This window comes from Paenibacillus sepulcri (assembly GCF_042647105.1).
In the GTDB taxonomy this organism is placed as follows: domain Bacteria; phylum Bacillota; class Bacilli; order Paenibacillales; family Paenibacillaceae; genus Paenibacillus_Z; species Paenibacillus_Z sepulcri.
This window is the reverse complement of sequence record NZ_JBHRUP010000001.1, coordinates 342,118-369,117: the sequence shown is the minus strand read 5'-3', so window position 1 is coordinate 369,117 and position 27,000 is coordinate 342,118. Positions and strand designations below refer to the sequence as shown.

25 protein-coding genes are annotated in these 27,000 nt (G+C 50.8%); 20 read left to right on the top strand and 5 right to left on the bottom strand.

The window, feature by feature from the left end; translation table 11 throughout:
* The first annotated feature begins 6 nt into the window (after window positions 1–6).
* The 3 genes from ACFOLF_RS01640 to ACFOLF_RS01630 all read left to right on the top strand — a co-directional run bounded on the left by ACFOLF_RS01640 (window position 7) and on the right by ACFOLF_RS01630 (window position 3,833).
* Window positions 7–1,569, top strand: a complete 1,563-nt coding sequence (locus ACFOLF_RS01640) for an ABC-F family ATP-binding cassette domain-containing protein (RefSeq protein ID WP_210040575.1) — start codon at window positions 7–9, stop codon at window positions 1,567–1,569.
* Between the two features lie 213 nt (window positions 1,570–1,782).
* The gene (locus ACFOLF_RS01635; protein WP_210040577.1) at window positions 1,783–2,481 is read left to right on the top strand and encodes a response regulator transcription factor; all 699 of its coding nucleotides are present in this window, start codon (window positions 1,783–1,785) and stop codon (window positions 2,479–2,481) included.
* Complete coding sequence (locus tag ACFOLF_RS01630; protein WP_210040579.1) at window positions 2,478–3,833, top strand: HAMP domain-containing sensor histidine kinase; 1,356 nt, start codon at window positions 2,478–2,480, stop codon at window positions 3,831–3,833. Before ACFOLF_RS01635 ends, ACFOLF_RS01630 begins: the two co-directional genes overlap by 4 nt.
* Window positions 3,834–3,937: 104 nt before the next feature.
* On the opposite strand, the gene ACFOLF_RS01625 is transcribed toward ACFOLF_RS01630, so the two are convergent.
* Window positions 3,938–4,426: a C40 family peptidase gene (locus ACFOLF_RS01625; RefSeq protein ID WP_210040581.1), complete on the bottom strand. Its 489-nt coding sequence runs from the start codon at window positions 4,424–4,426 to the stop codon at window positions 3,938–3,940.
* A 171-nt stretch (window positions 4,427–4,597) separates the two neighbouring features.
* Between ACFOLF_RS01625 and ACFOLF_RS01620 the strand changes: the two genes are divergently transcribed.
* The 4 genes from ACFOLF_RS01620 to ACFOLF_RS01605 all read left to right on the top strand — a co-directional run bounded on the left by ACFOLF_RS01620 (window position 4,598) and on the right by ACFOLF_RS01605 (window position 9,360).
* Window positions 4,598–5,269, top strand: coding sequence for a GNAT family N-acetyltransferase (locus ACFOLF_RS01620; protein WP_210040583.1), 672 nt, complete (start codon window positions 4,598–4,600; stop codon window positions 5,267–5,269).
* An 18-nt stretch (window positions 5,270–5,287) separates the two neighbouring features.
* Window positions 5,288–5,956, top strand: coding sequence for a GNAT family N-acetyltransferase (locus ACFOLF_RS01615; protein WP_210040585.1), 669 nt, complete (start codon window positions 5,288–5,290; stop codon window positions 5,954–5,956).
* Between the two features lie 65 nt (window positions 5,957–6,021).
* Complete coding sequence (locus ACFOLF_RS01610; RefSeq protein WP_379113861.1) at window positions 6,022–6,810, top strand: MBL fold metallo-hydrolase; 789 nt, start codon at window positions 6,022–6,024, stop codon at window positions 6,808–6,810.
* A gap of 585 nt (window positions 6,811–7,395) precedes the next feature.
* Complete coding sequence (locus tag ACFOLF_RS01605; protein ID WP_210040587.1) at window positions 7,396–9,360, top strand: endonuclease MutS2; 1,965 nt, start codon at window positions 7,396–7,398, stop codon at window positions 9,358–9,360.
* A gap of 17 nt (window positions 9,361–9,377) precedes the next feature.
* Here ACFOLF_RS01605 and ACFOLF_RS01600 read toward each other — a convergent pair whose 3' ends face one another.
* Window positions 9,378–10,019, bottom strand: coding sequence for a thiamine diphosphokinase (locus ACFOLF_RS01600; protein WP_210040589.1), 642 nt, complete (start codon window positions 10,017–10,019; stop codon window positions 9,378–9,380).
* A gap of 230 nt (window positions 10,020–10,249) precedes the next feature.
* Here ACFOLF_RS01600 and ACFOLF_RS01595 point away from each other — a divergent pair, with 230 nt between their 5' ends.
* The gene (locus ACFOLF_RS01595; protein ID WP_210041007.1) at window positions 10,250–10,939 is read left to right on the top strand and encodes a trimeric intracellular cation channel family protein; all 690 of its coding nucleotides are present in this window, start codon (window positions 10,250–10,252) and stop codon (window positions 10,937–10,939) included.
* Window positions 10,936–11,418 carry a low molecular weight protein-tyrosine-phosphatase gene (locus ACFOLF_RS01590; protein WP_210040591.1) on the top strand — a complete coding sequence of 161 codons (483 nt, stop codon included), beginning with the start codon at window positions 10,936–10,938 and terminating at the stop codon, window positions 11,416–11,418. Before ACFOLF_RS01595 ends, ACFOLF_RS01590 begins: the two co-directional genes overlap by 4 nt.
* A 67-nt stretch (window positions 11,419–11,485) precedes the next feature.
* Here the strand turns inward: ACFOLF_RS01590 and ACFOLF_RS01585 are convergent, their stop codons facing one another.
* Window positions 11,486–12,223 (bottom strand): alpha/beta hydrolase, encoded by a 738-nt coding sequence (locus ACFOLF_RS01585; RefSeq protein WP_210040593.1) that lies wholly within the window; start codon window positions 12,221–12,223, stop codon window positions 11,486–11,488.
* 319 nt (window positions 12,224–12,542) lie between these two features.
* Between ACFOLF_RS01585 and pdhA the strand changes: the two genes are divergently transcribed.
* From pdhA to ACFOLF_RS01530, 11 genes are all read left to right on the top strand, one after another.
* The gene (pdhA, locus tag ACFOLF_RS01580; protein ID WP_210040595.1) at window positions 12,543–13,607 is read left to right on the top strand and encodes a pyruvate dehydrogenase (acetyl-transferring) E1 component subunit alpha; all 1,065 of its coding nucleotides are present in this window, start codon (window positions 12,543–12,545) and stop codon (window positions 13,605–13,607) included.
* Between the two features lie 136 nt (window positions 13,608–13,743).
* Window positions 13,744–14,721 carry an alpha-ketoacid dehydrogenase subunit beta gene (locus ACFOLF_RS01575; RefSeq protein WP_210040597.1) on the top strand — a complete coding sequence of 326 codons (978 nt, stop codon included), beginning with the start codon at window positions 13,744–13,746 and terminating at the stop codon, window positions 14,719–14,721.
* Window positions 14,722–14,790: 69 nt separating this feature from the next.
* The gene (locus tag ACFOLF_RS01570) at window positions 14,791–16,146 is read left to right on the top strand and encodes a dihydrolipoamide acetyltransferase family protein (protein ID WP_210040599.1); all 1,356 of its coding nucleotides are present in this window, start codon (window positions 14,791–14,793) and stop codon (window positions 16,144–16,146) included.
* A 3-nt stretch (window positions 16,147–16,149) separates the two neighbouring features.
* Window positions 16,150–17,571 carry a dihydrolipoyl dehydrogenase gene (gene lpdA / locus ACFOLF_RS01565; RefSeq protein ID WP_210040601.1) on the top strand — a complete coding sequence of 474 codons (1,422 nt, stop codon included), beginning with the start codon at window positions 16,150–16,152 and terminating at the stop codon, window positions 17,569–17,571.
* Between the two features lie 283 nt (window positions 17,572–17,854).
* Window positions 17,855–18,343: an acyl-CoA thioesterase gene (locus ACFOLF_RS01560; protein WP_210040603.1), complete on the top strand. Its 489-nt coding sequence runs from the start codon at window positions 17,855–17,857 to the stop codon at window positions 18,341–18,343.
* A gap of 49 nt (window positions 18,344–18,392) precedes the next feature.
* Complete coding sequence (thyA, locus tag ACFOLF_RS01555; protein WP_379113859.1) at window positions 18,393–19,187, top strand: thymidylate synthase; 795 nt, start codon at window positions 18,393–18,395, stop codon at window positions 19,185–19,187.
* Between the two features lie 21 nt (window positions 19,188–19,208).
* Entirely contained in the window at window positions 19,209–19,715 is a 507-nt protein-coding gene (locus ACFOLF_RS01550; RefSeq protein WP_210040607.1) for a dihydrofolate reductase, read from the top strand.
* Between the two features lie 371 nt (window positions 19,716–20,086).
* A complete protein-coding gene (locus tag ACFOLF_RS01545) occupies window positions 20,087–21,574 on the top strand; it encodes a glutamate synthase subunit beta (RefSeq protein WP_210040609.1) in 1,488 nt (495 codons plus the stop codon).
* Between the two features lie 305 nt (window positions 21,575–21,879).
* Complete coding sequence (locus tag ACFOLF_RS01540) at window positions 21,880–22,200, top strand: hypothetical protein (RefSeq protein WP_210040611.1); 321 nt, start codon at window positions 21,880–21,882, stop codon at window positions 22,198–22,200.
* Window positions 22,201–22,247: 47 nt separating this feature from the next.
* Entirely contained in the window at window positions 22,248–23,378 is a 1,131-nt protein-coding gene (locus ACFOLF_RS01535) for a glucosaminidase domain-containing protein (RefSeq protein WP_210040613.1), read from the top strand.
* 19 nt (window positions 23,379–23,397) lie between these two features.
* Window positions 23,398–25,740 (top strand): DNA topoisomerase 3, encoded by a 2,343-nt coding sequence (locus tag ACFOLF_RS01530; protein WP_210040615.1) that lies wholly within the window; start codon window positions 23,398–23,400, stop codon window positions 25,738–25,740.
* Window positions 25,741–25,854: 114 nt separating this feature from the next.
* On the opposite strand, the gene ACFOLF_RS01525 is transcribed toward ACFOLF_RS01530, so the two are convergent.
* Both ACFOLF_RS01525 and ACFOLF_RS01520 read right to left on the bottom strand, forming a co-directional pair.
* Complete coding sequence (locus ACFOLF_RS01525; protein ID WP_210040617.1) at window positions 25,855–26,607, bottom strand: HAD family hydrolase; 753 nt, start codon at window positions 26,605–26,607, stop codon at window positions 25,855–25,857.
* Window positions 26,608–26,760: 153 nt separating this feature from the next.
* Entirely contained in the window at window positions 26,761–26,982 is a 222-nt protein-coding gene (locus ACFOLF_RS01520) for a hypothetical protein (protein ID WP_210040619.1), read from the bottom strand.
* Window positions 26,983–27,000: the final 18 nt, after the last annotated feature.

The following is a 27,000-nucleotide window of genomic DNA, read 5'->3' as shown; positions in this document are numbered from 1 at the left end:
ATGAACATGAGTTTACTGACAGTTGAAGATTTATCCCATAATTTTGGTGACCGCACCTTATTCAGAAACGTTTCCTTCCGTTTGCTCGCAGGAGAGCATGTCGGACTTGTCGGCGCCAATGGTACCGGCAAATCAACCATGATGAATATTTTGACAGGCAAGCTGCTGAAGGATAGCGGCAAAGTGGAATGGACGCCGCGGGTGCGTTACGGCTACCTGGATCAGCACACCCAGCTGACGCCGGGCAAAACCATTCGCGATGTGCTGAAGGACGCATATCTCCCGCTGCTGGAGCTCGAGAAGGAGCTCAATGAAATCGCCGCTCAAATGGCGGACGCGGACGCGGACAAATTGGAAGAGCTGCTTGTCCGGATGGGCGAGATTCAGGAGGAGCTGGAAATCGGCGATTTCTACCTGCTGGATGTCAAGGTGGAGGAAATGGCAAACGGTCTGGGGCTGAATGCCATAGGTCTGGACCGCGACGTTTCCTCATTAAGCGGGGGCCAGCGTACGAAGGTGCTCCTTGCCAAGCTGCTGCTGGAGAAACCGACGGTCTTATTATTGGATGAGCCTACGAACTATTTGGACGAAGAGCATATTACCTGGTTGACGAATTATTTGAAGAACTACCCGTACGCCTTTGTGCTCATATCCCACGAAACGGGCTTTATGAATGAAGTCGTCAATATCATTTACCATCTTGAGTTTGCCAAGCTCACCCGCTACACGGCGAACTACGAGAAGTTTCTGCAGATGGCGGATCTGAATAAAGCGCAGCATATAGATGCTTATGAGAAGCAGCAGGAATACATCAAGAAGCAGGAAGATTTCATTCAACGCAATAAAGCGCGAGCTTCCACAAGCGGACGGGCTAAAAGCCGCGAGAAGCAGCTTGACCGCATAGACCGGATCGACCGTCCTGATGAAGCCATGAAACCGACCTTCAGCTTCAAGGAATCCCGTTCAAGCGGCAAAACCGTATTTGAGGCGACAGGACTTGCCATCGGATACTCCAAGCCGCTGCTGCCGGAGATGAACATGCTGATTGAGCGAGGAGACAAGATTGCGATTGTCGGCTGCAACGGCGTCGGCAAGTCCACGCTTCTCAAGACGATACTTGGGGTCATTCCACCGCTTGACGGGAAGACCTACCGCGGGGATTTCCTGTTTCCCGCTTATTTTGAACAGGAGGCCAAAGCGCCTAGCCTGACTCCGCTGGATGATGTCTGGAACGAGTTTTCCCATATGACCCAGAGCGAAGTACGGGGCGCGCTGGCCCGCTGCGGACTGAAGAATGAGCATATTACACGGGCGCTGAGTCATCTTAGCGGCGGCGAGCAGGCGAAAGTCCGCCTGTGCAAGCTGATGATGCGCGAGAGCAACTGGATCGCATTTGATGAGCCAACCAACCATTTGGACGTAGTAGCCAAAGAAGAGCTCAAACGGGCCCTTAAAGCATTCAAAGGCACGATCATCCTGGTCTCTCATGAACCGGAATTCTATGAGGATTGGGTCACAAAGGTGTGGGATGTCGAGGCATGGTCCATGCAGAGCAGCAGTCAACGATAATTTTCTAATATCCACAATTTGATGATGATAAATCAATGTTTCGGACCTTCCATTCCAGGAAGCTCTCCGGCCGGCGATGCTGTTCGCTGCATATACAAGTAAACTGCTGCTTGCGGTCACCATGGACTCCCACTTGCATTCAACGCTTTGCTTCATTATGATAGGGGAAATAATGGCCTCTAATTGATCGCAAAGAAGTAGGAGGACAACCAGATGAACGAACGCATCCTTGTTATAGAAGATGAAGATGGCATCGCCCGCATTCTGCAGCTTGAGCTTGAGCACGAAGGCTATTCCGTAGGCCGTGCCGCAGACGGCAGGAGCGGAATAACACAAGCGGAATCGAATGAGTGGGACCTGGTCCTGCTGGATGTCATGCTGCCGGAGCTCAACGGCATTGAGGTATTGCGCCGTCTGCGGAACGCGGGCAATCCGATACCGATCATCCTGCTGACCGCACGGGACACGATACCGGATAAGGTCAGCGGCTTCGAGCATGGCGCCAATGACTATATTACGAAGCCGTTTGCAATGGAGGAATTGCTTGCGCGGGTTCGTAATTTACTTCGCATATTTCAGCAGCAGCCGAAGGAGACGGAAAGTCCGGATATTCTCAAGACTGCGGATCTTTCCATTGAGCTGCGCTCCAGGAAGGTCTTCCGCAAAGATATCCCGATTGAACTGACGCCGCGGGAGTTCGAGCTGCTGGTTTATTTGGCCGAGCATAAGAATGAAGAGAAATCGCGGGAGGACATCCTGTCCGAGGTTTGGGGATATGATTTCATCGGAGAGACCAACCTTGTCGACGTGTATATCCGATATCTGCGCCAGAAAATCGATAAAGGCTACCGGCATAAGCTGATTCATACGGTCCGCGGGGTAGGTTATATGCTTAAGGAGCCGGACGCATGACCTTACGGAGAAGGTTCACATTCTTTACGATTTTCTGGTTAATTTTCATCCTGATTTTGTTTAACATTTTCGTCTATCTGTTTGTAATCAAGATATCGATGCGCAGTGAAGATCAGCTGCTGACGAACAAAGTGAATATTCTGCTGGAGGACAAGCGGATCAACGACCCGCTGAGACTGAAGGAATATGATCTTCTGCGGGACTATTACAATGTAAGCGAATTGATCCGCATTGTCGACCCGCAGGGCAAGGTCATTAATGTACAGGGCTCCGACCCGCAGCTTTTGGATTTGAAGCCGGTGTTTACCACACAGCATGACACCGGCATGATTTTTATCGATGGGCGCAGAGCGCTGTATATGAAGGTTCCGCTTTACCAGGAAACTCAGGTGATCGGGACACTCGAGCTTTACCGCAAGCTTACATTGTTGGACAGCTACCTGCAGGTTCTGGTTATCGCACTTTCGATTACCAGCATCGGTGCGGTTTTGTTTGCTATATTGGGGACCTACTGGTTTACCTCCAGGCTGACTTCGCCGATCCAGCATATGGTCCAGACGATGCGGGAGATCGACCGCAGCGGCAAGCTTCGTCTGATTGAACTGAATCAGAAGGATCAATCGGCGGAGCTGCTGCAGCTTGCCAGAGCCTTTAACCAGATGATTAACCGGCTGGACCGGACTTTCGAGCATCAGAAGCAGTTTGTGGCGGATGCCTCCCATGAATTGAAAACCCCGATTACGGTGATCAGCAGCTATGCAAACATGCTGAAGCGGTGGGGAAGGGACGACGAGAAAATCCGCGACGAAGCGATTGAAGCGATCAGCAAAGAATCGCAGCGGCTGCAAAACCTGACAAAATCCATGCTGATGCTGGCACAGGCGGAGCAGGAGGCCTGGCTGAACATGGAGACCTTCAATGTGGTCCAGCTGGCCGATGAAACGGCCGATATGCTGTATATGACCTTCCAGCGCCTGATACGCGTGCATTCGCCCAAGCCGGAGCTTAGGATTACTGCGGATAAGGAGAAAGTCCGTCAGCTGATGGTCATCCTGCTGGACAATGCCATCAAATACAGCAAAGAGCCGATAGACATAACCTTCACGTTAACCAAATCCTCCGTCCGCATCGCGGTTTCCGACAAAGGGATCGGTATACCCGAGGATGAAATGCCATATTTATTTGAACGCTTCTTCCGGGTGGATGGAGCAAGAAGCCGTTCCACCGGCGGAGTCGGACTCGGGCTATCCATTGCCAAGCGGATTGTAGAGCTGCACGACGGTCAAATCGACGTCTCCAGCAAGCATGAGCAGGGGACCACGATTACCATTATTTTACCGCAAAAAAAATAAGCCGGTCTTTAAGCGACAACCGCCTCGCAAATTCAATGTGCTGAATGCGAAGCCGTTCCCGTTTTGACCGGCAGTATTTTTCACTTGTACGTACTGCAGTAGAGCTAAAGAACGCGTCTAGCGGTTACATAATGGGAGTTCCAGTAGGAATTGCTGAGACTTGTAAATTTCACGCCTCCGGTGCCGTATGTATGAAGTACTTTGTTGTTGCCGGCGTATATAGCCGCATGTCCCACTTTTTTACCGGAGCTGGGAGTGGAGAAGAAAACAAGATCGCCAACTTTCAAGTTCTTGCGCGCAACATATGTTCCTTTTTTGGATTGGGCCGATGAAGTGCGGGGCAGTGTAATGCCGACTTTCTTGAATACATATTGGGTGAAGGATGAACAATCGAATGCAGTGCTGATTCCGCTGGCAGCGCCCAGTTTATATTTGACGCCCAAGTAATTGTCGCCCAATTTGATTACTTTGCTTCCGGTGGAAGCCGTTGCCGCCTCTGCTTTGGGGACATGACCCGCTGCCAGAGAAGAAATACCTATAACTGCACTGATACCTACGACAGCCAATTTGCGAAACAGAATAGCTTTTATCATTTTGTTGGTTGCACCTCTCGAATCTCTCTGGTTGAAAGTCACTTGCTTACTATAGCAGATGAAAAACATCTCAATTTTTACCATTGAGAGAAAAAGGATAGAGTTACCAAAGGTTGCAGTGAATTTATTAAAAAATCATTAGAATTCCTTAATATATATGGGGGAGAGGCCATGTATAAAGAATTGATCGTATTTGCTTCGGGGCGTCCGGTAAAAGTCGTGATCCGCAATTATACGCTGGATGACACAGACGGCATGATCGCTATCCAGAAGGCTTGTTTTCCTCCTCCGTTTCCTTCGGACCTGTGGTGGAATGAAGAGCAGCTTAGAGAGCATGTAACTCGTTTTCCCGAAGGAGCGATATGTGCGGAGGCGGACGGCCAGTTAATCGGTTCAATGACCTCGCTGCTGCTTCAGGACGCATCCTTGTCAGGCAGTCACAGCTGGGAGTCCATCACGGACAGCGGCTACATTCGCAACCATGACTCTTTTGGCGATACCCTGTATGTGGTTGATCTGGGAGTTATCCCTAACTATAGAAAAACAGGGATAGGCAAATGGCTGATGCAGTCTCTTTATGAGGTTGTCGTTCATTTGAAGTTGAAAAGGCTGCTGGGCGGCGGCCGCATGCCTGGCTATCATGTGGTGTCCGCTGAGAAGTCCGCTGAACAATATTTGACAGATGTGGCAGCGGGCGTTCGCAGTGATCCTGTGATTTCCTTCCTGCTGCGCTGCGGGCGTCTTCCTGTGGGCATCATGGAGAATTACCTCGAGGATGAGGAATCCTGCCATTATGCGGCGCTTATGGAGTGGCGTAATCCGTTCATGTCCCATAAATCATGAAGAATGGAGTGATCGTAGATGGACTATGTTCGCGTGCAATCAATCAAAGATCCGTTATTTGTTAAGATGCATCAGCTCATGCAGGTGGTGTTCCCGCCGGAAGAGGTTTACGCTTTTGAAAAATGGGAGGGACCGCTTCAGGATGGCGGCATTCACGTGTATGTCGCCGTAGACGGTGAAGATGTGGTAGGAGCTACCGAGTACCGTTATTATCCCGATATGCGCGTAGCGATGACGGACTTTACGATCATTGGTCGGGCGAATCTGGGGATTGGTCGCTTTCTGCTGCGCAGCCGGGAGAAGCATATTGCCCAGCTTGCCAGGGGGAGCGGCACAGAGCCGATCGGGATGTTCGCCGAAATTTACAATCCGCAGACTGTAGACTATCATTTTGGCGGCGTAGCGCCGATGAATCCGCATATTCGCCGCGAAGTACTCTCACATATCGGCTACAAGAGGCTTGATTTTTCTTATCTCCATCCTTCCTGGCAGGAGAACGGGGAAGCGGTTGGCGGATTGGATCTTTGTTTTTTGCCAAAAGACGAGGATTTGAATGTTCTGCCTTCTTCGTTGGTCGCTGATTTTCTCACCACTTATTATTCCGCGCTTCCGGATAAACCGGAATCTTGGCATGAAATGATCGAAGGCCTTAAGAAGCATGAAACCATTGCCCTGAAAGTATTCTGATTCCAAACGAACCATCGGTCTTAAGTAAGCTAACGTTCCAGCAGTGACTAAGGAGGAAACGATCGTTGTCTACAACCATTACTTTCTGGGGGACGGGGGATTCCATGGGTGTCCCTCGCGTGTATTGCAGCTGTGAGGTGTGCGACGAAGCCCGCCGGGAGGGCGGACTAAATCGCAGATATCGTTCTCTTGTCCATCTGGATGATTCTGAATACGGCACGATGCTGATTGACTGCGGACCGGATTGGCGGGTTCAGATGGAATCGGCCGGCTTGAAGCGCATAGACCGCATTCTGATTACGCATGCTCATTTCGACCATATCGGCGGTTTAGCGGAATGGGCGGACATGTGCCGATGGTTAAACTATCGCGGAGAAGCTTATGCGATGGAGGATGTGATTGCCGAGATCAACCAGCGTTTCCCCTGGATTCAACGTAATATAGATTTCCGGCCGATTACGGCACGGCTCCAATTCGGCTCCTGGGATGTGGACTGCTGGAAAATCAATCATGGCAAAAATGGCTACGCCTATGCCTTCCGGTTCACGCATGGAAGAAGCGGTACGTCCTGGGCGTATTGCTCAGATGCCATCGCTCTTACAGATGAACAGGTCATACCGCTGCAAAATCTGGATCTGCTGGTCCTGGGAACTAGCTTTTATCACGAGCCCTTTCCGTTTGATTCGAGGTCGGTCTATGATGTGACGGAAGCGCTCGAGCTTGTAAGGGATTGGAAAGCGAAGCAGGCGATTTTCACCCATATGTCACACGATATCGATTTAAGGCGTGACTATGGCCTGCCTGATCATGTTTCCTATGCCACTACCGGGCTCAAATTGACGCTTCAGGGATAGGCTTATGCGCTTGACGGACACATTTCTGGAAGTTATGATAAAGCTAATCTCAAATAGCAGGGGGAAATTTTAATGACGGTCGGGATTCTTAACTCGTAATTGGATATTGATACCTCACACTGCAACCGTTAGGAATCGAGTATTCGATGACTCGGCTGCAGCAACTGTAACCGTTAGCAATCGTGTATTCGATTGCTTGGTTAGCAGCAACTGTAACTGTTAGCAATAACAGATGGAATTGCTCAGTTATCAGTTAGTAAGCTTTGAGCATGAATGGGCGTGCCGGATCAAAAGGCAGGTTTGTTCGTTCTTGAATGCTTGTTAAGTGGGGTATCGCCATGAGTTAAGAACATGACGATTTCCGCCTGCTTAAACGGCGAATCAGCGTGCTCTTTATGAGCACGCTTTTTCATTGTCACGATAAGCTTAAGCCGATGCTCCTGTTTCCAGTGATGCAGCAGGAAGCCAGGAGGGCTTGCTTTATTCGTACAGCCGTTCACCACAAACAGGAATGGAACGCGGATGCGTTCTGTTCCTGTTTTTTTTATTCACTTTTTCACACTATCCAATAGGAGGTATCCTGCAATGATGAACGAGACGAGTATGAACAAACTGGAATTCAACAAAATGAAAGACAAATTGATCCACTACACAGTATCCGATTCGGGGAGGGAGCTTGCACAGCGTCATATCCCTAGCACAAATCCTGCTCAGGTCCGGTCGTGGCTCCGCGAGACGGGGGAAGCAGCAGGACTGCTTGCTGCAGGAGCGAGCGTTCCACTCTCAGCCATGGAGGGAATGGTGCCGTTTATGGCTTTGCTGGGTAAAGGCAAGATCTACTCCGAGCTTGAGCTGGGGCAGCTGGCGCTGTGGCTTACAGCAGTCTCCCAGATGAAAAGGTACATGGATGCCAAGCGTGATGCCGCACCGACAATTAGCGGTTATGCCGACTCCATGCATGACTGTCCTGAGCTTCGCAAGGAGCTGGAGCGATGCATCAGGCATGGATTGCTGACAGATCAGGCAAGTCCGGGACTTGCCGATATCCGCCGGCATCTTGAGGCTGCGGAAGAGCGAACCCGGCGCAAGCTGGACCATTCCCTGGGCAAATATAAGAACGCTCTGCAGGAGCAGATCGTGAGCAAGCGCAACGGCCATTATGTCATTGCTGTCAAGCGGGATTTGCGCAAGCAGGTGCCTGGAACGGTGTGGGATGAATCAGCAAGCGGACAGACACTTTTTGTCGAACCGGTTGACGTGGCGGATCTGCAGGCGGAGTGGCAAATGTGGAAGAGTGCGGAGGAGCGCGAGCGGACAGTGATATTATCCGGACTATCGGAGCTGGCCGAACAGGAGACGGACCGCTTGCGGTGGAATGTCGAGGCCATGGCGTCGCTTGATTTTATTTTCGCCAGGGCAAAGCTGTCGCGGTCTTATGAAGGCGTTGCGCCAACGCTCACGGATCGGCCTTCCGTCAAGCTGACAGATGCCAGACATCCTCTGCTCGGAACGGATTGTATTCCGCTGAACGTGGAGATTGGCAGGGATTTCAGACAGATCATCATCACTGGGCCGAATACAGGAGGCAAGACGGTTACGCTTAAGACGATCGGGCTGCTCACATTGATGGTCCAGGCAGGCTTAATGATTCCGGCCGGGAAGGGCTGCGAATTTGGCGTCTTTGCTCATATCATGGCCGATGTGGGCGATGGACAAAGTATAGAGCAGTCGCTCAGCACCTTCTCCGCCCATATGGAAAGCCTGCGCGAAATGCTCATGACCGCAAACGGGCGTACACTGATCCTCCTCGATGAGCTGGCTGCCGGCACTAACCCGGATGAGGGGATCGCGTTATCCATTGCCGTATTGGAGGAATTTCTGGCCAAGCATTCGCTGGTTGCCGCAACGACGCATTTCAATGAAATCAAGCGTTTTGCCGCCCGTACGCAAGGCTGTACCAATGCGCGGATGGCATTCGATGCGAACACACTGAAGCCGTTGTATAAGCTCGAGATTGGGGAGGCCGGCGACAGCTATGCGTTTGCCATAGCCAGACGATATGGCCTGCCGGAGCGGGTGGTGAGCAGGGCTGAAGAGAGAGCCGCCGCCTATCGGACGGGAATGGTTCAGCATTCGGAATCAGCAGATGTGGAAATCAAAGAAGAAGCAAAAACGGAGGAGACAAACTTTTTCCCGGTCATTGAGCCCAAGAAGAGCGCCACAAACGAAATCAATGCCGGCGAGGACGCCAAGCAGCCATTTGCGGTAGGTGACTGCGTTTGGATCAGCCCCTTGAAGCGAACAGGGATAGTCTACAAGCCGGCTGATGAGCGCGGAGACGTAGTGGTTCAGGTGCAGAAGAATAAATTGACCTTTAATCACAAACGATTATCTTTATATATATCCGGGAATCAGCTCTATCCGGGCAGTGAATATGATATGGATATTGTGTTTGATTCCAAGGGAAACCGTAAAACGAGAAAAACCATGAGCCGCAAATATGTCCCAGGACTGAAGATCGTGACTCCTCCAGATGAACCAAAGTCGTAAGCATACGCCCGCCGTTCTCAGTCACGGCTTTCAATAACGAGCAGCAGCCCTTCTCTGATCCGTATGACGGCCTGCTCGCCGGTCATGGCATTGCTGATTCCAAGCGACTGTCCAATTTCCAGGGTGGCTTCATAAAGCGGATATTGGAAGCCGGTCAGCGTGATGCCTGTTACCTCAGCGGTGAGCGGGAGCAGGGACACATACGGATATTCCTTGGCCAGTATTATCTTCTCATCTGAGGTTAAAGAAATACGATTGTGTTTATCAATAATGACAGCGTCTATATTCGCACTGTGGGCCAAGCGCAGAAGATGGACATTGGCAAGGGTATGGTCAAAACGGGTACCGAGCGCGCCAAGCAAAATAATCTGTCGGGGACGCTTGCTTACCGCAAGATTCCAGGCGAGCTCGGTATCCGTATAATTTTTGTCGATGGGGTCGCAAGGCAGGGTTTCGCCGCTCTCAGCCTGAATCCTCTCCAGCTGCTCTGCGGTCACGGAGTCAAAATCGCCCAGTGAAATATTGGGTTTTATCCCATGTGTAATGAGAAAAAGCGCACCGGCATCGGCGCCAATGATATAATCATTATGCTGGATATGATCAAGCGCCCACAAGTCAAGGGTGCCTCCGGTGAAAATAAGAATGCGATTAATTTGCACGGCTATGGATCGTTCCTCTCCAAAATAATTCTTTTGTCAGTATACCCGGGCTGCACCAAGATTGACCAGTATTAAAAATATCAAATGGCTATTGCCGATTGAGCTGACCGCGGATAAAATGAGAGAGGATTAAAACGAGTCACTCCTGGCGAAGAGGCATTCGCTTTGGTGAATGCTTTGGCTGCCGTGTTGGCAATCGGAGGCAGTATGACGTGAATTATCAACTCAACATGGACATTTTCACAGTGTTCAGCATTATCGGTACGATCGCCTTTGCAGTCAGCGGAGCCATTGTGGCCATGGAAGAGGAATACGACATCCTTGGCGTCTATGTGCTTGGCTTGGTGACCGCATTTGGCGGAGGCGTCATCCGGAATTTGCTCATTGATGTGCCGGTAACGATGCTGTGGACACAGGGAATGCTGCTGAAAACAGCTGTCATAGCCATGACAATCGCTTTTATTCTGCCCGTCAAATGGATCAAGCACTGGAAACGCAGCGAAGCGTTTTTCGATGCGATCGGGCTGTCGGCCTTCGCCATTCAAGGGGCGCTGTACGCAACCGGGAAGCATCCGCTCAGTGCGGTAATCGTAGCCGCCATGCTTACGGGAATTGGCGGGGGGATGATCCGCGATGTGCTTGCCGGCCGGAAGCCGCTTGTGCTCAGAGATGAAATTTATGCGGTATGGGCAATGGCGGCAGGGGCGGCAATTGGACTGGGCTGGTTTACTACCACTCTGGATCTGCTGTTTCTTTTCGTGATCGTGATTGTTTTCAGAATGTTATCGGTACACTACAGATGGAGACTTCCGCGCCGGTCACTTAAATTTGTACTGGCTCAATCTGTTTACGCCGAGGAGCTTCAGGAAGAACGGGCCGCGGAAGCAAAGGACAACAAGGAGAAAGAAGGTCATCTATGATTTCCGTATTATTCGTATGTTTAGGCAATATATGCCGGTCGCCCATGGCAGAAGCCGTTTTTCGCCATCAATTGGTTCAGGCTGGGCTGGAAGGTGTTATCGCCGTTGATTCCGCAGGTACCGGGGACTGGCATTTGGGAAAACCCCCTCACGAGGGAACAAGGGGGCTATTGGACCGGTATGGGATCTCATACGAAGGCATTCGCGCAAGGCAGGTAAGACTGGATGATTACAGCAATAATGATTATATCGTATGCATGGACAATAATAATGAGCGCGATGTGAGACAATTATTCGGAAGCAGATCGGATGGCCACTCCAAGGTGTTCAAATTTATGGATCTGCTGCCGGACCGCAAAACATGCGATGTTCCGGATCCGTACTATACAGGTAATTTTGATGAGGTTTATGAGCTGGTTGCGCTGGGCTGCGCCCGCCTGCTGGAGCGGATAAAGGAAGAAAAGTTAACGCAGGTGTAAAAAAGACCGCAGCTGTTGTCCGATTTACGAATCGGCCACACAGCTGCGGTCTTTATTTTATAAAAAATCATTCGCTGCGCAGGAAGGTGTGCAGCGCTTCCGGAATATATTTCTGCCAGAAACCCCACACATGCCGCCCTTCATGTTCACCATAGTGAATACGGGCCCCTCTTTCCTCCAGGACCTGCTTCATCTCCCGGTTGATTTCCACGAAGTTATAGATGCCTCTGTCAGTCTGGTAATCGGTCTCCTGCAAACCTACAATCATATAGAGAGTCAGCCGCTTCAGATCGATTTCTTGGGAAGCTATGGACCGGGATTCAGGGTAATAAGCCCCCGAGAACGAAATAACCTGATGGAACAGCTCCGGATAAGCGAGCGCAATATGAAGGGACACCGTACCTCCGAGCGAGTCTCCTGCCAGAATCCGGTGCGAGGGCTCCCTGCGAGCAGGGTACTTGTCCTCGATAAAAGGAATCAGCTCCTCGGCGAAGAAAGCGACATATCCGTCATAAAGCTCACCATCGGGTGAATATTCCGCCGTGCGCTTCTGCTTGTCCACATCCACGCCGACAATGAGGAATGGCTCTACTCCCTCATCGAGAATGAGCTGGTTGGCAAGTGTGGCGATTCTGCCGAAATTGAAAAAGTCTTCGCCGTCCTGGCAATAGACGACCGGATAGGACAACAGCTCGTTATAACCCGGCGGCAGATAAACGCGCAGTTCCCGTGACCCCTCCGGCAGGTGCTGGCTGCTGACAACCTCTTTTACAATCGTTCTTTTTAAATAGCGTTGATCCGTCATAAATAAATAACTCCTCTCGAATTGCATGGATTGTCATCGTTGTGGGTAAACAAAAGGAAGTGAGATCCACGGAATAACGTTCAAGCTCCCTTAGTGCCGGAATGATCATTCGGGCTCTGTTTTTGATGATAGTGTACTATTCTGTACCAGTAGAAAATTCAATCTGTTACATATACAATGACATGAGTAAATAGTCCGAAACTTAGAAAAATAGAAGGTTTTATCTATTTTATACTTTGACCATCCAGCTTAAACAGGGTTATAATCATTCTATAACAGAGACTCACGGTTTATCAAATATTTAACTGAGGTGAACGATATGAGTAAGGTTCCTTATGAAGTTCAGACAGAACCGGTTCAACCGCTATCCGTATTATCGCCAGATGGTGAAATCGTTAACAAAGATTACCTGCCCGAGCTGTCCGACGATCAGCTGAAAGAAATTATGTACCGTATGGTATTCACTCGCACTTGGGATGAGCGTGCGGTTAATCTCGGCAGACAAGGCCGTTTGGGCTTCTACGCACCGGTATCCGGACAAGAGGCATCCATGATCGGCAGCGAATATGCTTTGAACAAAGAGGATTTTGTTTGCCCCGGCTATCGTGACATGCCGCAGATCGTATGGCATGGTTTGCCGCTTTATCAGGCATTCCTGTATTCCCGCGGTCATCAGCACGGAGGTCAGATTCCGGAAGGCGTCAATGTGCTGATGCCCCAAATCATTATCGGCGCTCAAATTCTGCATGCCACCGGAGTAGCAATGGCATTCAAGAAACGCAATGAGAAGCGCGTTGCCATTACGTATACAGGCGATGGCGGTTCTTCGGAAGGCGATTTCTATGAAGGCATGAACTTTGCCGGCGTATTCAAGCTTCCGGTCATTTATGTCGTTCAGAACAACGGCTATGCGATCACGACACCATTTGAGAAACAAACTGCAGCGCACTCCATTGCCCACAAAGCATTGGCTGCCGGCATCAAAGGCGTTCAAGTAGACGGGATGGATGTTCTGGCTGTTTACAAAGCCGTATCAGAAGCAGCTGAACGGGGCCGCAATGGCGAAGGCGCGACATTGATCGAGCTGCTGACTTACCGTTACCGCCCGCATTCCATGGCTGATGATACGTCCAAATACCGCACCAAGGAAGAAGAGGGCGAATGGAGTCTGAAGGATCCGCTCGTACGCTTCGGTAAATACCTGGAGCAAAAAGGTCTGTGGTCGGAGGAAGAAACAGCCCGCGTCAAGGAAGAAGCCAAAGCTGCAGTCAACGAGAATATCAAAAAAGCCGAAGCAACGGAGAAAATGACTGTCAACGGCTTGATCGATTCGATGTTTGAAAACACTCCGCAGCATCTGGAAGAGCAAAAAGTGGATTTTTAATAAGGAATTGTAAATATAGATTTGCAAGAGGATCACAGAAAAACTCAGTGTATGCTTTCGAAGTGAGTCTTTCTGCTCCACAAGGATGAATATGCGAGATGTATCACAGAAAAACTCTTAGGAGGAAACTTCAGCGATGGCGCAAATGAATATGAAAGAAGCGATTCGCGACGCGATGCGCGTCGAATTGAGAAATGATCCGAATGTGCTTGTATTCGGAGAGGATGTCGGGAAGGTCGGCGGCGTTTTCCGTGCGACGGAAGGCCTGCAGGGCGAATTCGGCGAAGACCGTGTATTCGATACCCCTCTTGCTGAATCCGCAATTGCCGGCATGGCGGTCGGGATGGGCATTCAAGGCTTTCGTCCGGTAGCGGAAATCCAGTTCGTCGGTTTTATCTATGAAGCGCTTGACCAAATGCTAGTCCAGGCGGCACGTATGCGTTACCGCTCAGGCGGCCGCTACAACGCGCCAATCGTATTCCGTACCCCTTTTGGCGGCGGCGTCAGCGCTGCTGAGCTGCATACCGATTCTCTGGAGGGCATCGCGATTCAAACGCCGGGCATTAAGGTTATTGTACCTTCCAACCCTTATGACGCTAAAGGCCTGCTGGTCTCGGCCATTCGCGACAATGATCCTGTATTCTTCATGGAGCACTTGAACCTGTATCATGCTTTCCGCCAAGATGTGCCTGAAGACGCATATACCGTTCCGATTGGCAAGGCCAACATCGTGCGTGAAGGCAGCGACGTGACCATTATCGCTTACGGAGCAATGGTTCATACGGCGGTTAAAGCAGCTGAGCAGCTGGAGAAGGATGGCGTTCAGGCGGAGGTTATCGATCTGAGAACCTTAATGCCGCTTGATATTGATACCATCGTGGCTTCGATTCAAAAAACCAACCGCGCTATCGTTGTTCAGGAAGCGCAAAAAACGTCCGGAGCCGCTGCGGAAATCATTGCCCAAATCAATGAAAAAGCGATTCTTCATTTGGAAGCCCCGGTCCTGCGTGTCGCCGGGCCGGATACGGTTTATCCATTCGCACAAATTGAGAAGACCTGGCTTCCTACGCCTGAACGCATTATCAAGGCGGTTAACGACGTGAGAAACTTTTAATTGTCTTATCCCATAATCCAGATTAAACAGACAAGCAGGTCGTGAAGACCTGGAAGGAGGTCACGGGACGTGGCGAAATTTGAGTATCGGTTCCCGGAGCTGGGCGAAGGGCTGCATGAAGGCGAAATCGTCAAGATGCATATTAAAGCCGGCGACACGGTAACAGACGAAGATATCATAATGGAAGTGCAGAACGATAAAGCAATCGTGGAGGTTCCTTGCCCGGTTAACGGCAAAGTGCTTGAAGTTCTCGTGAAGGACGGGCAAGTATGCCATGTCGGCGATGTCGTTGCAATCATTGATGCGGAAGGCGAGCTGCCTCATCAGGAAGAGCGGGAAACGGAAAGTCAGGATACCGCAGCTGCCAAAGAGCCTGCGAAAACCGAGCTTCCGGACACGAGCGCTTCCGAGACTGCCAAGGACGCGGCTCCGGAAGCAGCAGAAACTGCCAAATCAGGCGAGCCTGCCAAGCCGGCAAAAGCTGCAAACAGTCTCGTTCTGGCTACGCCAAGCGTACGCAAGTTCGCCCGTGAGAAGGGCGCTGCCATCGGTGATATTTCCGGCTCCGGCAAGAATGGCCGTATCACCCGTGAAGATGTTGAAGCTTTCGCGGCAGGCGGGGGCAAGCCGGCTGCAGGCCAGCAAGCAGGCGCGCAGGAAACAACAGCAGCTCAAGGCGCAGCGGCATCCAAGCCGCAAGCGGCAGCCGTTCCGGCCGGCGATCGCATCGAAGAGCGCATTCCGTTTAGAGGCATCCGCAAAATCATTGCAGGAGCCATGGCCAAATCCGTCTATACAGCTCCGCATGTAACGTTGATGGATGAGGTTGATGTTACAGAGCTTGTCGCACTGCGTACGAAAGCTAAGCCGGTTGCAGAGAAGAAGGGCGTCAAGCTGACCTATCTTCCTTTCATCGTCAAGGCGCTTGTCGCTGCTTGCCGTCAGTTCCCGCAGCTGAATTCCATGCTGGACGAAGAAGCGCAGGAAATTGTCTTTAAGAAATATTATAATATCGGCATCGCGACGGATACGGACAACGGCCTTGTCGTACCTGTCATCCATGATGCTGACCGCAAGAACGTGTGGATGATCGCCGATGAGATCAAGGAACTCGCCGGTCGCGCCCGCGACGGCAAGCTTGCCGCTCAAGAGATGAAAGGCGGCACAATCTCCATCACCAACATTGGCTCTGCAGGCGGCATGTTCTTCACGCCGGTGATTAACTTCCCGGAAGTGGCTATTCTTGGCACAGGCCGCATTTCTGAAAAACCGGTTGTCAAAAACGGCGAAATCGTCGCGGCATCGGTTATGGCTCTATCACTCAGTTTTGATCATCGGCTCATTGACGGCGCGACAGCTCAGAATTTCTTGAATTACATCAAGCAGCTGCTCGCCGATCCCCAATTGCTTGTAATGGAGGTATAACCCATGGTAGTAGGTGACGCTTCACTAGATATTGATTTGTTAGTCGTCGGTGCAGGTCCTGGCGGTTACGTCGCGGCTATACGTGCCGCCCAGCTTGGACAAAACGTGCTTGTTGTGGATAAAGAATATGTGGGCGGCGTATGCCTGAACGTCGGATGTATTCCTTCCAAGGCACTGATCTCCGCATCCCATCAATACGATTCCATCGGTCATGCTTCGGAATTCGGAATTACCGCTTCGGACGTCAAAGTGGAATGGAGCAAAGTACAGGAATTCAAAAACAGTGTCGTCAAGAAATTAACCGGCGGCGTTGCTTCCTTGCTTAAAGCCAACAAGATCGAATATTTCAACGGCGAGGTTATGTTCATCAATGAAACAGAAGCCCGCGTGTTTAATGATAACGAAGCTCCGCGCTACCGTTTCAAGAACTGCATTATCGCGACAGGCTCCCGTCCTATCGAGCTCAAAGCATTCCCTTACGGCGGACGTATCGTATCCTCGACCGGCGCCTTGTCTTTGCCGGAAATTCCGAAAAGCCTCGTTGTAATCGGCGGCGGCTACATCGGAATCGAGCTCAGCCAAATGTATGCGCGCTTCGGAACGAAGGTAACGATTATCGAGGGTACCGAAACCATTCTGCCTGGCTTTGATACTGACATGTCTTCGCTTGTTGCGAAGAAATTGAAGGGTGCCAATGCGGAAATCGTAACTGGCGCTCAGGCCAAAGGCGCGGAACAAACCGACAAGGACGTAACGGTTACGTACACCGTCGGCGGAGAAGAAAAGCAAGTAACGGCTGATTATCTGCTCGTTACGGTTGGACGCCGTCCAAACACGGATGGAGAGCTTGGCCTTGATCTGATCAACCTTAAAATGACCGACCGCGGTCTGATTGAGATTGATGAGCAGTGCCGCACCAGCATTCCGCACATCTATGCGATCGGCGATATCACTGCAGGACCGGCGCTTGCCCACAAAGCCATGTATGAAGGCCGTGTTGCGGCTGAAGCGATCGCGGGACAAGCAAGCGCCGTTGATTACAAATGCATTCCGCTTGTTGTCTTCTCCGATCCTGAGCTTTCCAGCGTAGGATACACCGAGAAGGAAGCCAAAGAAAAAGGCCACAACGTGAAAGTCGGCAAATTCCCGTTCAACATCAATGGACGCGCATTGTCGCTCGGCGTGAAAGAAGGCTTTGTCAAAATCATTGCCGATGCGGACAACGAGCTTGTGCTTGGCGCGCAAATCGCCGGTGTGGAAGCTTCCAATATGATTGCTGAGCTTGGTCTTGCCATTGAAATGGGCGCAACGCTTGAAGACATCGCACTCACGATTCATGCGCATCCGACACTGGGTGAAATTGTTCTCGACGCTGTCGAACTGGCACTGGGACATCCGATTCATGCCATTGCGAGCAAGAAATAATATTCTTGAGCAGTTTTATAGCATATAAAGAAGAGGTCACGAGCCGCTGCACGAGCGCGTGGCCTCTTTTGTTCAACTTATAGAAATGTATAATATTTTACATCGTTAAATTTCTATGATTTATTGGGGATAAATTTAGTTATATTACAAAATATGGATGCAGTCGTTTCTTCATGATACGCTGCATATATTTCAATGGAAGTATCGTACTCGGCGGTATCGTACGGCTTGAGCCATTTTCTGATCGAAACTATTGGAACAATCCTATTCCGGAGGCGGCTTTATGAGTGAAGCAAGCAAACTGTCAAGTGAATCAAGGTCGACAATGATGCAGTTGATTTTTCCATCGGATACGAACTATCACGGCACCATGTTCGGCGGCAAGGTCATGGAGTATATGGACAAAATCGCAGCTATTACAAGTATGCGCCATGCCCGCAAGCCGGTCGTCACCGCTTCAACGGACAGCCTTGATTTTGTAGCGCCGATCCGGGTCGGGGAAGTGATTGAAGTCGAGGCATTCATAACCTGGACGCATAAAAGCTCGATGGAGGTTTTCGTGAAGGTCCAGACGGAGAATGTGTACACGGGCGAGCGGAAAACGGCAGTCACCGCATTTTTCTCTTTTGTTGCTCTGGATGAGACCGGAAAACCAACCGGAGTGCCGGTTGTCATACCGGAGACGGATGAAGAAAAGGCGCTGCATGCTTCTGCTCCAGGGCGTTACGATCTTAGGATGCAGAGAAAACGGGAAAGACAGAACCCTCAATAAATGCTAAAATAGAAGGATGACACAAATGCAGAAGGGGGATAAATCTGCTTTGAGAGCTTATTTGGATTTATTGCAGGATGTACTGGATCACGGAACGGTGAAAGAAGACCGGACCGGAACGGGAACGACATCGGTGTTCGGCCGGCAGATCCGGTTCGATTTAAATAAAGGGTTTCCGCTCGTGACAACGAAGCGTATGCATGTGAAATCCATTATCTATGAGCTGCTGTGGTTTCTGAAGGGCGAGACGAATGTTCGCTATTTGCAGGAGAATGGCGTCCGTATCTGGAATGAATGGGCGGATGAGAATGGTGATCTTGGTCCCGTGTATGGCTCGCAGTGGCGTGCCTGGGAAACGCCGGACGGCCGGAAAATTGATCAAATTGCCCAGGTGGTGGAATCCATCAAGCGTAATCCCGATTCACGCCGGCATATTGTCAGTGCATGGAATGTAGCGGAGATCGAGCATATGAAGCTGCCGCCCTGCCATTTTGTCTTTCAGTTTTATGTGGCTGACGGCAAGCTCTCCTGCATGCTGACCATGCGCTCCTCGGATACGTTCCTCGGGCTGCCTTTTAATATTGCACAATACGCGCTGTTAACGCACATGATCGCACAGCAATGTGATTTGGGCGTAGGGGATTTTATATATTCCGGCGGCGATGTTCACATATACAGCAATCACATCGAGCAGGTTAAGCTGCAGTTGACCCGTGAGCCGCTGCCCCTGCCGCAGTTGATTATCAAACGCAAGCCGGATTCGATATTCGATTACACGTATGAGGATTTTGAAATTGCGAATTATCAGCACCATCCGACAATCAAAGCGGAAGTTGCCATATAGGAAGGAGCGGCTTGAATCAGTATGTCTATTACGATGATCGCCGCCATGGCGCATAACCGGGTAATTGGCATCGGCAATGCCATGCCTTGGCGCCTGCCTGCCGAGAGCGCTCATTTTAGGCGTTCCACGACAGGAAGAACCGTGTTGATGGGGCGCAAGACCTTTGAATCGCTAGGCAGCAGGCCCCTCAAGAACCGGCTTAATGTTATACTCACACGAAGCAGCGGTTTTTCGCATGACGGCTGTGAGGTTGTTCATACCGCTCAGGAAGCTATGACACGCTACAATGCAAATTCCGGCGAGGAGCTTGTGATCATGGGCGGCGCAGAAGTGTACAAGTTGTTTCTACCATATGCGGACAAGCTGCTTCTCACTGAAGTGGACGCTGAGGTTGAGGGAGATGCTTATTTTCCAGCCATTAATGAGGTGGAATGGGAACTGACGGGCAGTGAGCCGTTTCAGAGGGATGAGAAGAATGCCTATGATTTCTGCATCCGCACCTATATCCGAAAAACGCCGCGTTCCTGATATCCTGCTTTCGTTATATGACGAACATTCTGTCATTTAGTGCAAATGATTGTACGGAAAATCCATTTAACGTATGGGTGCCAATTGCTACGATATGATAAATAAGTCCCATGTGAATGGGAAAGTTTGATATTGAATGTTGACTGAAATCCCGATATATTTTTAGGATAAGAGTGAATAAATATCCGCAGCTGCGTTACTTAAGGCATCTGCTTTCATTCTGATATTCAATACGGTATAAGAGAGGATATCCGGATACGTTCCTGTATGCCTGGCTTATATTTTCAGGGGGGAAGAGATCCGGGCATGCCTTGAAGAAGCCTGCCGGTTCTTCTTACTGCAAGGGGATAAAGAGATGGAGGATAAGCGATATGTCTACACCTACTGGATTTATGGATTACAAGCGCGAGCTGCCTGCAGATCGCGATCCGCTGGAGCGCATCAAGGATTGGGAAGAATTTCATAAGCACTTCAATGAAGATCAGCTTCGTACGCAGGGTGCGCGCTGCATGGATTGCGGCACTCCGTACTGTCATACGGGCATTGAGCTCCCGGGCGGCGCTTCAGGCTGTCCTGTAAATAATCTCATCCCCGAGTGGAACAATCTGATCTACCGCGGTTTGTGGCGTGAAGCGCTTGACCGTTTGCATAAAACAAATAATTTTCCGGAGTTCACGGGGCGTGTATGTCCTGCTCCTTGCGAAGGTTCCTGTACAGTAGGCCTGATTGGCGATGCAGTAACCATCAAGTCCATTGAGCAAGCCATCATCGATAAAGGCTTCGAGGAAGGCTGGGTTGTTCCTCAACCTCCCAAAGTGCGCACCTCGAAGAAAATTGCTGTGGTTGGTTCGGGTCCGGCCGGAATGGCATGCGCAGCCCAATTGAATAAAGCGGGTCACACGGTAACCGTGTATGAGCGTGCCGATCGTATTGGCGGATTGCTGGTATATGGCATTCCGACGATGAAGCTGGACAAAGGAGTCGTTCAACGCCGGGTGGATTTGCTTGAAGCCGAAGGTGTCCAGTTCGTTACGAATACTGAAATCGGCACCGATATTTCCTCCCAGCAGCTCATGGACGAATTTGATGCCGTTGTATTATGCGGCGGCGCTACAAAAGCCCGTGAGGTTGACATTGAAGGCCGTCACTTGAAAGGCATTCATAAAGCCATGGATTATTTGAACGGTACGATCAAAAGCTATCTAGATTCCAATCTGGAGGATGGCAACTACGTTTCCGCCAAAGGCAAGAATGTTATTGTGATCGGCGGCGGCGATACAGGAACAGACTGCGTGGCAACGGCGCTTCGTCATGGCTGCAAGTCCATCACTCAATTCGGTACCGTATCCAAAGCGCCGCTTGAGCGTGATCCTGTGAAAAATCCTTGGCCGCAATTTCCGAATGTATATACGCTCGATTATGCACAGGAAGAAGCGCGCGCATTGTTTGGCAAGGATCCGCGTGCATTCTCCGTCCTGACCACGAAATTCGTAGGCGATGAGTACGGGAATGTGAAGGAGCTGCACACCGTCCAGATCGAACGTACTGTCGATGAGTCCGGACGCCGGATTTACAAGGAAATTCCCGGCACCGAGCAAGTATGGCCGGCTGATCTGGTTATGATCGCAGTCGGTTTCGAAGGACCGGAAACAACGATTATTGATCAATTGGGTCTTGCACAGGACCGCCGCTCCAATGTCAAAGCAGCTTATGGCGATTACAGCACAAGTGTTGACAAAGTATTCGCTGCCGGCGATATGCGTCGCGGACAAAGTCTGGTCGTCTGGGCGATCAATGAAGGCCGAGAGGCTGCCCGTGAGGTTGACCGTTTCCTGATGGGAACGACAATGCTGCCATAAGCAGCTGCGGCTATTAATAATGTTTTACCGATAAGAGCGCCTTCGGGCGCTTTTATTTAAATATAAGAAAGTATACAATTTGACCTCTACTTTTGCTTATATTTCTGAGGGAAGAAACTTGTTGTGCCGCCAAAGGACGGCGAAGCCGTTTCTTCTTGACCTTATAGAATTTATAAGTTTCATGCCTATAAATTTCTATAAGGTTTGAGGGAAGAAACTAACTTTGCCGCCAAAGGACGACGAAGCCGTTTCTTCTTACGATATCGGAAAGAATTCGATTTTCTTGGAATGGAGTGTGGGAAACGATGATTCAATATGGGTCGGAACGGGTGACGCAGCTGCAAATTCTGGCGTTTGAGCCGCGTATTGAACGGCGTGACGAGCAGTGGGTCGATATCGAGCTCGGACTTGTGTTATCCCCGGCAACACCGTGTCCGGAGGAAATCACGCAGCTGACTGCGCTGGTCATCTGCACAACGAATGGCACAATTATACAAATCGTGCCTCTGGATGAGGGCTGTGATTGTGAATTCCAGTTTACAATCGATGAGAAGGAGCAAATACAAGCCTACATCGAACAAGAGGACGTGCAGAAAGCGATATTGGAATCCGCCGTCCCCAAATAAAGGAAGTTGTGATAAAATCGAGAGACCAATAAGCCAAGCATGGGGGAATGATGATGTCATCCAATGCGGCAAGTGTGCTTACGAAGTCAGAGATATCGAGTATTCGCCATTATGTACAGCATAAATACGCGGATTTGCCGACCGAGCGCCGGGCGGAAATCGTAGCAGATGCAATGCAGCGTATTGTCATGCGCCAGCTTCCGGATTTTGCCGAAGAAATCAAGCTGAAGCTGACAGCGGAGCTGCTTCTTCAAGTAGTAGCCAGGCAGCAGAAGCCTGTAGGGCCGGAGCATGTCTTTCAAAGCTGTCTGGCCTTGAATCTGGCGGACAGGGCGGTGTATGAACCGCTGCATATGTGGACCCAGCAAAGGTTGGCATGCTCACTGCCGCTTGAGCCGTTCAACAAGCTGCTGATCACGGCTGCGCAGGCGACAGAAGCCGCTGCAGGAGAGGAAGCTTCGGCTTGGTCGCTTTTTGCCAATCAAGCTCTGCTCCTTCAGGAGCGGAGTCCCTCGACCGGGCTGGAGCAAGAGCGTGCAGGAGATATTGTCCATCTGCCTGCGGCTGTGAAGCCGCCCAGGGTCAAAGCGATGCTCTACGCTCTTCTGTCGGCGCTTCTGGTCATGTCCAGCCTGATTTATGGGGGAATCCTGCTGCAGCCGGCTGCAGCGCCGGACAAGCCGCAGCAGAAAGCAGACATACAGCCGGCAAGATCTGTGGAAGTTCCGGCAAGCAATAGTTTGCCCGCTGAACTGCGCTATACGGAACTGAATGAGAGCCGATTGAAACAATATCTGCACAACAAATCTTCTCTGCTTGCGGAGCAGCCCTATTATGATGCCATTATGTCGGCAGCCAGGGAGAATAACATTCATCCGCTGCTGCTTTTTGCGATTACCGGACAAGAGCAGGCTTTTGTGCCGACTACCCATAAACAGGCGAAGAAAATAGCGAACAATCCGTTTAATGTTTTTTACAGCTGGCAGGATTATAATACGACCATCGAGCAATCCACCGCGATTGCTGTGCGGACCATACTGCGCATCAGCAAGGACAGGCCGGAGAAAGAGGATGCGATAACCTGGATTAACCGTGAATATGCCGAAGATCCCAATTGGTCCAAAGGGGTCCGCAGTATCATGCAGGCCATGATACGTTATGTTGAGATCGACCATTAAGCAGCAAAGAGGGGATTAGTTGAAGACATTAATCATTGCGGAGAAGCCTGATATGGGACGCACGATTGCGGCTGTTATCGAGCCCAAAGCGCAAAATAAACGATCCTATCTGGAAGGCGAGCGTTATATCATAACGTGGGCGATCGGACATCTGGTCAGTCTTGCGGAGCCGGATCAATACGATCCCAAATATAAAAAATGGAACGAGGCGGATCTGCCGATTATTCCCGACCGCTTCAAGCTTTGGCCCAATCCCAAAACCAGGGATCAACTGAAAACGATCGGCGAGCTCGCCAAGCGCAGCGACCGGCTGGTTAATGCCTGCGACGCCGGGCGCGAAGGGCAGCTCATTTTCCATTTGATCCGGCAGTATTTGAAAATGTCGCAGCCCACGGAGCGGCTGTGGATTTCGGATTTGACGCCGGAGACGATCCGGCGCGGCTTTGACTCGCTTCGGAATGATCAAGATTACGATCCGCTCACGCGGGCAGCACGGGCGCGCAGCGAGGCTGACTGGCTGGTGGGCATGAATGCCTCGCGGGCTTTTACAATCCGCCACAAAACCCTTCTGTCGGTTGGACGCGTCCAAACGCCTGTGTTGGCGCTTCTCTACGATCGCCACAAGGAAATAACCGCGTTTAATAGTGAAACCTATTTTGTGGTTCAGGCGAGCTTCAGCCAGACGGACTTCAGCTACAAAGGACTCTGGCAGGGCGATCGGATTACAAACAAGGAAAAAGCCGAGCTGCTGGCAGCCAAGGTGAGCGGTAAACCGGCGCGGATTGTCAGCTATGAGACGAATGAAACCAAGGAGTATCCTTACCGCTTGTATGATTTGACGCTGCTGCAGCGCGAAGCGAATGGGAGATACGGATACCCGGCGAAGAAAACGCTGGATATCGCCCAGGCGCTGTACGAGAAACATAAGGTGATTACATATCCCCGGACCAGCTCCAATTATGTTACGGAAGAGAATATCCCGGTCATGGGCAATGTCCTTCAGATGCTCAAACAAACCGCTTACGGGCAGCTTGCGCAGGGAGCGGACCGCAGCCGTGTCCATAAAGGAAACAAAGCCGTGTGCAACCCTGCTAAGGTAGAGGATCACCATGCCATACTGCCAACACCGAAACGCCCAGGGACGCTCAGTACGGAAGAGCAGAATATTTACGATCTCATCGTACTCCGTTTCCTGTCGCACTATTATCCGCCGGCCGTATACAACAATCATGAGGTGATGACGGAAGTCGAAGAGGAGCTGTTTCGCACCCGCGCGAAGGAACAGTTGGACCCGGGATGGCGAGTCGTACTGGGCCAGGATGACAGCGGCGCTCCCAAAGAAAAAAGCCGCAAGAAAAAGTCGGATGAGCCGACAGAGGATCAGGAGGACGAGCTCATTCTCACGGACCGTCCTTTCGGGGTGAAAGCGGATGCTCCGGTCCATTGTGACGAGGCTGCTGCGCTCGAGAAGGCGACAAAGCCTCCAAAGCCATATACGGAAGGTACGCTGCTCAAAGCCATGGAAAGCGCAGGCAAATCGATTGAGGATGAAGAGCTTCGCGATGCGATGAAGCAAATCGGTCTGGGCACGCCAGCTACCCGCGCAGCAACGATTGAACGGCTGAAATATGTCGGCTACATCGTAACGGCGGGCAAAAGGCTGGATATTACCACCAAGGGCTGCGCAGCGATTGAGCTTATACGCGGAGCGGGCGTGGAGCTGCTGGCTTCGCCGGAAATGACGGGACGCTGGGAGCAGCGTCTGCACCAGATTTCCAAGGGTGAAGCCTCGGATGAACAGTTCATGCAGAAGGTGAAGGAGTTTGCCGAGATGATCGTCGGCAAGGTGAGGCATCAGCCGCAAGCAGCGTCCAGTCTGTTTGGAGATGCTGAAGGCAGCTCGGGCGGCACCAAGGGGAAAGGGCGGACACCCAAACGTTATGCTTTCAGCGGAAAGCCAGCATCCGCTGCTGCAGAAGGAAGCGCAAGAGCAGCTGCATCACGTACCAGGCAATCCGTTGCCAAGACCGCATCCAAGGCTGTATCCAAGGCCAAAGCGAAACCCGCTGCTGCCTCGTCGGCACCTCCTGCAGTGATAGCCGATTGTCCGCGCCCTGGCTGCGGCGGACAGCTTGTGGAGGGTAAACGAGGCTATGGCTGTCTGCGGTTCCGGGAAGGCTGCACCTTTGTTATCTGGAAGCACCAGCAGGGCAGAGCGGTCACGGCAGCGATGGCCAAGGCGCTGGCAGCCAAAGGTGAAACGCGCAAGATAACAAGCAAAGCCAAGGATGGCACGACGAATTCAGGAAAATGGATATTAACAGATCAAAGTAAAGGCACGATTGAGTTTGTGCTTTCCTGATCATGCGGTAGAGCTTCATTAAAAATAGGCTTGTCTCCTGGCATGAACAATTCCGCTCATGTGGAGGCAAGCCTATTCAGGTCAAGGTAGCGGATCAGCCGTGTCCCGCTCCCTTCAGAGATTAACGGCGCTTTCCTGCTGCCGTATATAGCCATGGATCTTATCCGGCACATCACATAGCTGATGAAGGGTGAAGAATGCGCCCTTGGGTTCAACATCAATCCCGACGACATTATAGATCCACTCCGATTCACTTTTCATATGAATGGCATGGATACCGGACGTAAGGGCTGGAATAACATCGGTCCGCAGCGAATTTCCGATCATCCAGGTGGAGCTGCGTTCAAAGCCGCCTTCGCTTAAGATGCCTTCCATCGCGTCAATGTTCTTATGCGAACGGACATAGATGCGGGTGTCAAAATAACGCTGCAGCTGCATTTGTTGAATTTTACGCTGCTGAATCAGCATCTCGCCGCCAGTGTACAGATGCAGCTCATGACCATTGGAAGCGAGAGTATCCAGTGTTTCTTCCATAAATGGATAGGGCTCCACTTCGAGCTCATAGACGCTTCGGCCCAGCTTCCACAGCTGATCTTCTTCTATAACGGAACGAGCCCTTCCCGTCTGTTCCGTGAAATAACGGTAGGTATCAATAAAGGATTGGGGAAAATGCTCGCTCATGAAGCCAACGGCATGGACGCCGGCAATATCGATTTCCGTTTGCTTGCTCCGAATGGTTTCACTCGGGATTCCATAGCCGCGAAACCAGGTTGACATAAAATCGGCAAACTGGTCGATGACAAGATAAAAATACCGGTTGCAATGGATCAGCGTGTCATCAAGATCAAATAAGAGTTGTTGCTTCATCAAAGGCACGGCTCCTTCTCCATATGATTCGGCTGTAAAACCAATCTACCGCATATATGGATTCGCCGTCAAATTGAATATTATTGTAAACCGTTACAGATACTTATCCTAGCGCGGGCTGTAAATGACATGAATTAGCGGGGTTAAATGGCATCAGGCGAATTTCTGCAGTTTGGCGCTCAGATCCTGTCTGATGTAAGCAAGCCGTTTGCGGACATAAAAGTCATAGCTCTCACCCTTGAGTTCCCGGGGCGTGATCACCTCCTCTGCGGTATTATCAATAATGGTGAGAGAGCCATTAGAGTAAAATTTGAAGGTCAAATCGCGATAAGGACGGTACCTCTCAATAAATCGATAATTTTCACAGTTGTTCATGATGATCAGCCTCCTTGG

Bases quoted from the DNA above. Each gene is read 5' to 3' on its own strand.
- ACFOLF_RS01635 (WP_210040577.1), top strand. From the start codon at position 1,783: ATGAACGAACGCATCCTTGTTATAGAAGATGAAGATGGCATCGCCCGC.
- lpdA (WP_210040601.1), top strand. From the start codon at position 16,150: ATGGTAGTAGGTGACGCTTCACTAGATATTGATTTGTTAGTCGTCGGT.
- ACFOLF_RS01640 (WP_210040575.1), top strand. From the start codon at position 7: ATGAGTTTACTGACAGTTGAAGATTTATCCCATAATTTTGGTGACCGC.
- ACFOLF_RS01550 (WP_210040607.1), top strand. From the start codon at position 19,209: ATGTCTATTACGATGATCGCCGCCATGGCGCATAACCGGGTAATTGGC.
- ACFOLF_RS01525 (WP_210040617.1), bottom strand. From the start codon at position 26,607: ATGAAGCAACAACTCTTATTTGATCTTGATGACACGCTGATCCATTGC.
- ACFOLF_RS01615 (WP_210040585.1), top strand. From the start codon at position 5,288: ATGGACTATGTTCGCGTGCAATCAATCAAAGATCCGTTATTTGTTAAG.
- ACFOLF_RS01595 (WP_210041007.1), top strand. From the start codon at position 10,250: ATGGACATTTTCACAGTGTTCAGCATTATCGGTACGATCGCCTTTGCA.
- ACFOLF_RS01625 (WP_210040581.1), bottom strand. From the start codon at position 4,426: ATGATAAAAGCTATTCTGTTTCGCAAATTGGCTGTCGTAGGTATCAGT.
- ACFOLF_RS01535 (WP_210040613.1), top strand. From the start codon at position 22,248: ATGATGATGTCATCCAATGCGGCAAGTGTGCTTACGAAGTCAGAGATA.
- ACFOLF_RS01620 (WP_210040583.1), top strand. From the start codon at position 4,598: ATGTATAAAGAATTGATCGTATTTGCTTCGGGGCGTCCGGTAAAAGTC.
- ACFOLF_RS01590 (WP_210040591.1), top strand. From the start codon at position 10,936: ATGATTTCCGTATTATTCGTATGTTTAGGCAATATATGCCGGTCGCCC.
- ACFOLF_RS01605 (WP_210040587.1), top strand. From the start codon at position 7,396: ATGATGAACGAGACGAGTATGAACAAACTGGAATTCAACAAAATGAAA.
- ACFOLF_RS01585 (WP_210040593.1), bottom strand. From the start codon at position 12,223: ATGACGGATCAACGCTATTTAAAAAGAACGATTGTAAAAGAGGTTGTC.
- ACFOLF_RS01560 (WP_210040603.1), top strand. From the start codon at position 17,855: ATGAGTGAAGCAAGCAAACTGTCAAGTGAATCAAGGTCGACAATGATG.
- ACFOLF_RS01540 (WP_210040611.1), top strand. From the start codon at position 21,880: ATGATTCAATATGGGTCGGAACGGGTGACGCAGCTGCAAATTCTGGCG.
- ACFOLF_RS01630 (WP_210040579.1), top strand. From the start codon at position 2,478: ATGACCTTACGGAGAAGGTTCACATTCTTTACGATTTTCTGGTTAATT.
- ACFOLF_RS01520 (WP_210040619.1), bottom strand. From the start codon at position 26,982: ATGAACAACTGTGAAAATTATCGATTTATTGAGAGGTACCGTCCTTAT.
- pdhA (WP_210040595.1), top strand. From the start codon at position 12,543: ATGAGTAAGGTTCCTTATGAAGTTCAGACAGAACCGGTTCAACCGCTA.
- ACFOLF_RS01545 (WP_210040609.1), top strand. From the start codon at position 20,087: ATGTCTACACCTACTGGATTTATGGATTACAAGCGCGAGCTGCCTGCA.
- ACFOLF_RS01575 (WP_210040597.1), top strand. From the start codon at position 13,744: ATGGCGCAAATGAATATGAAAGAAGCGATTCGCGACGCGATGCGCGTC.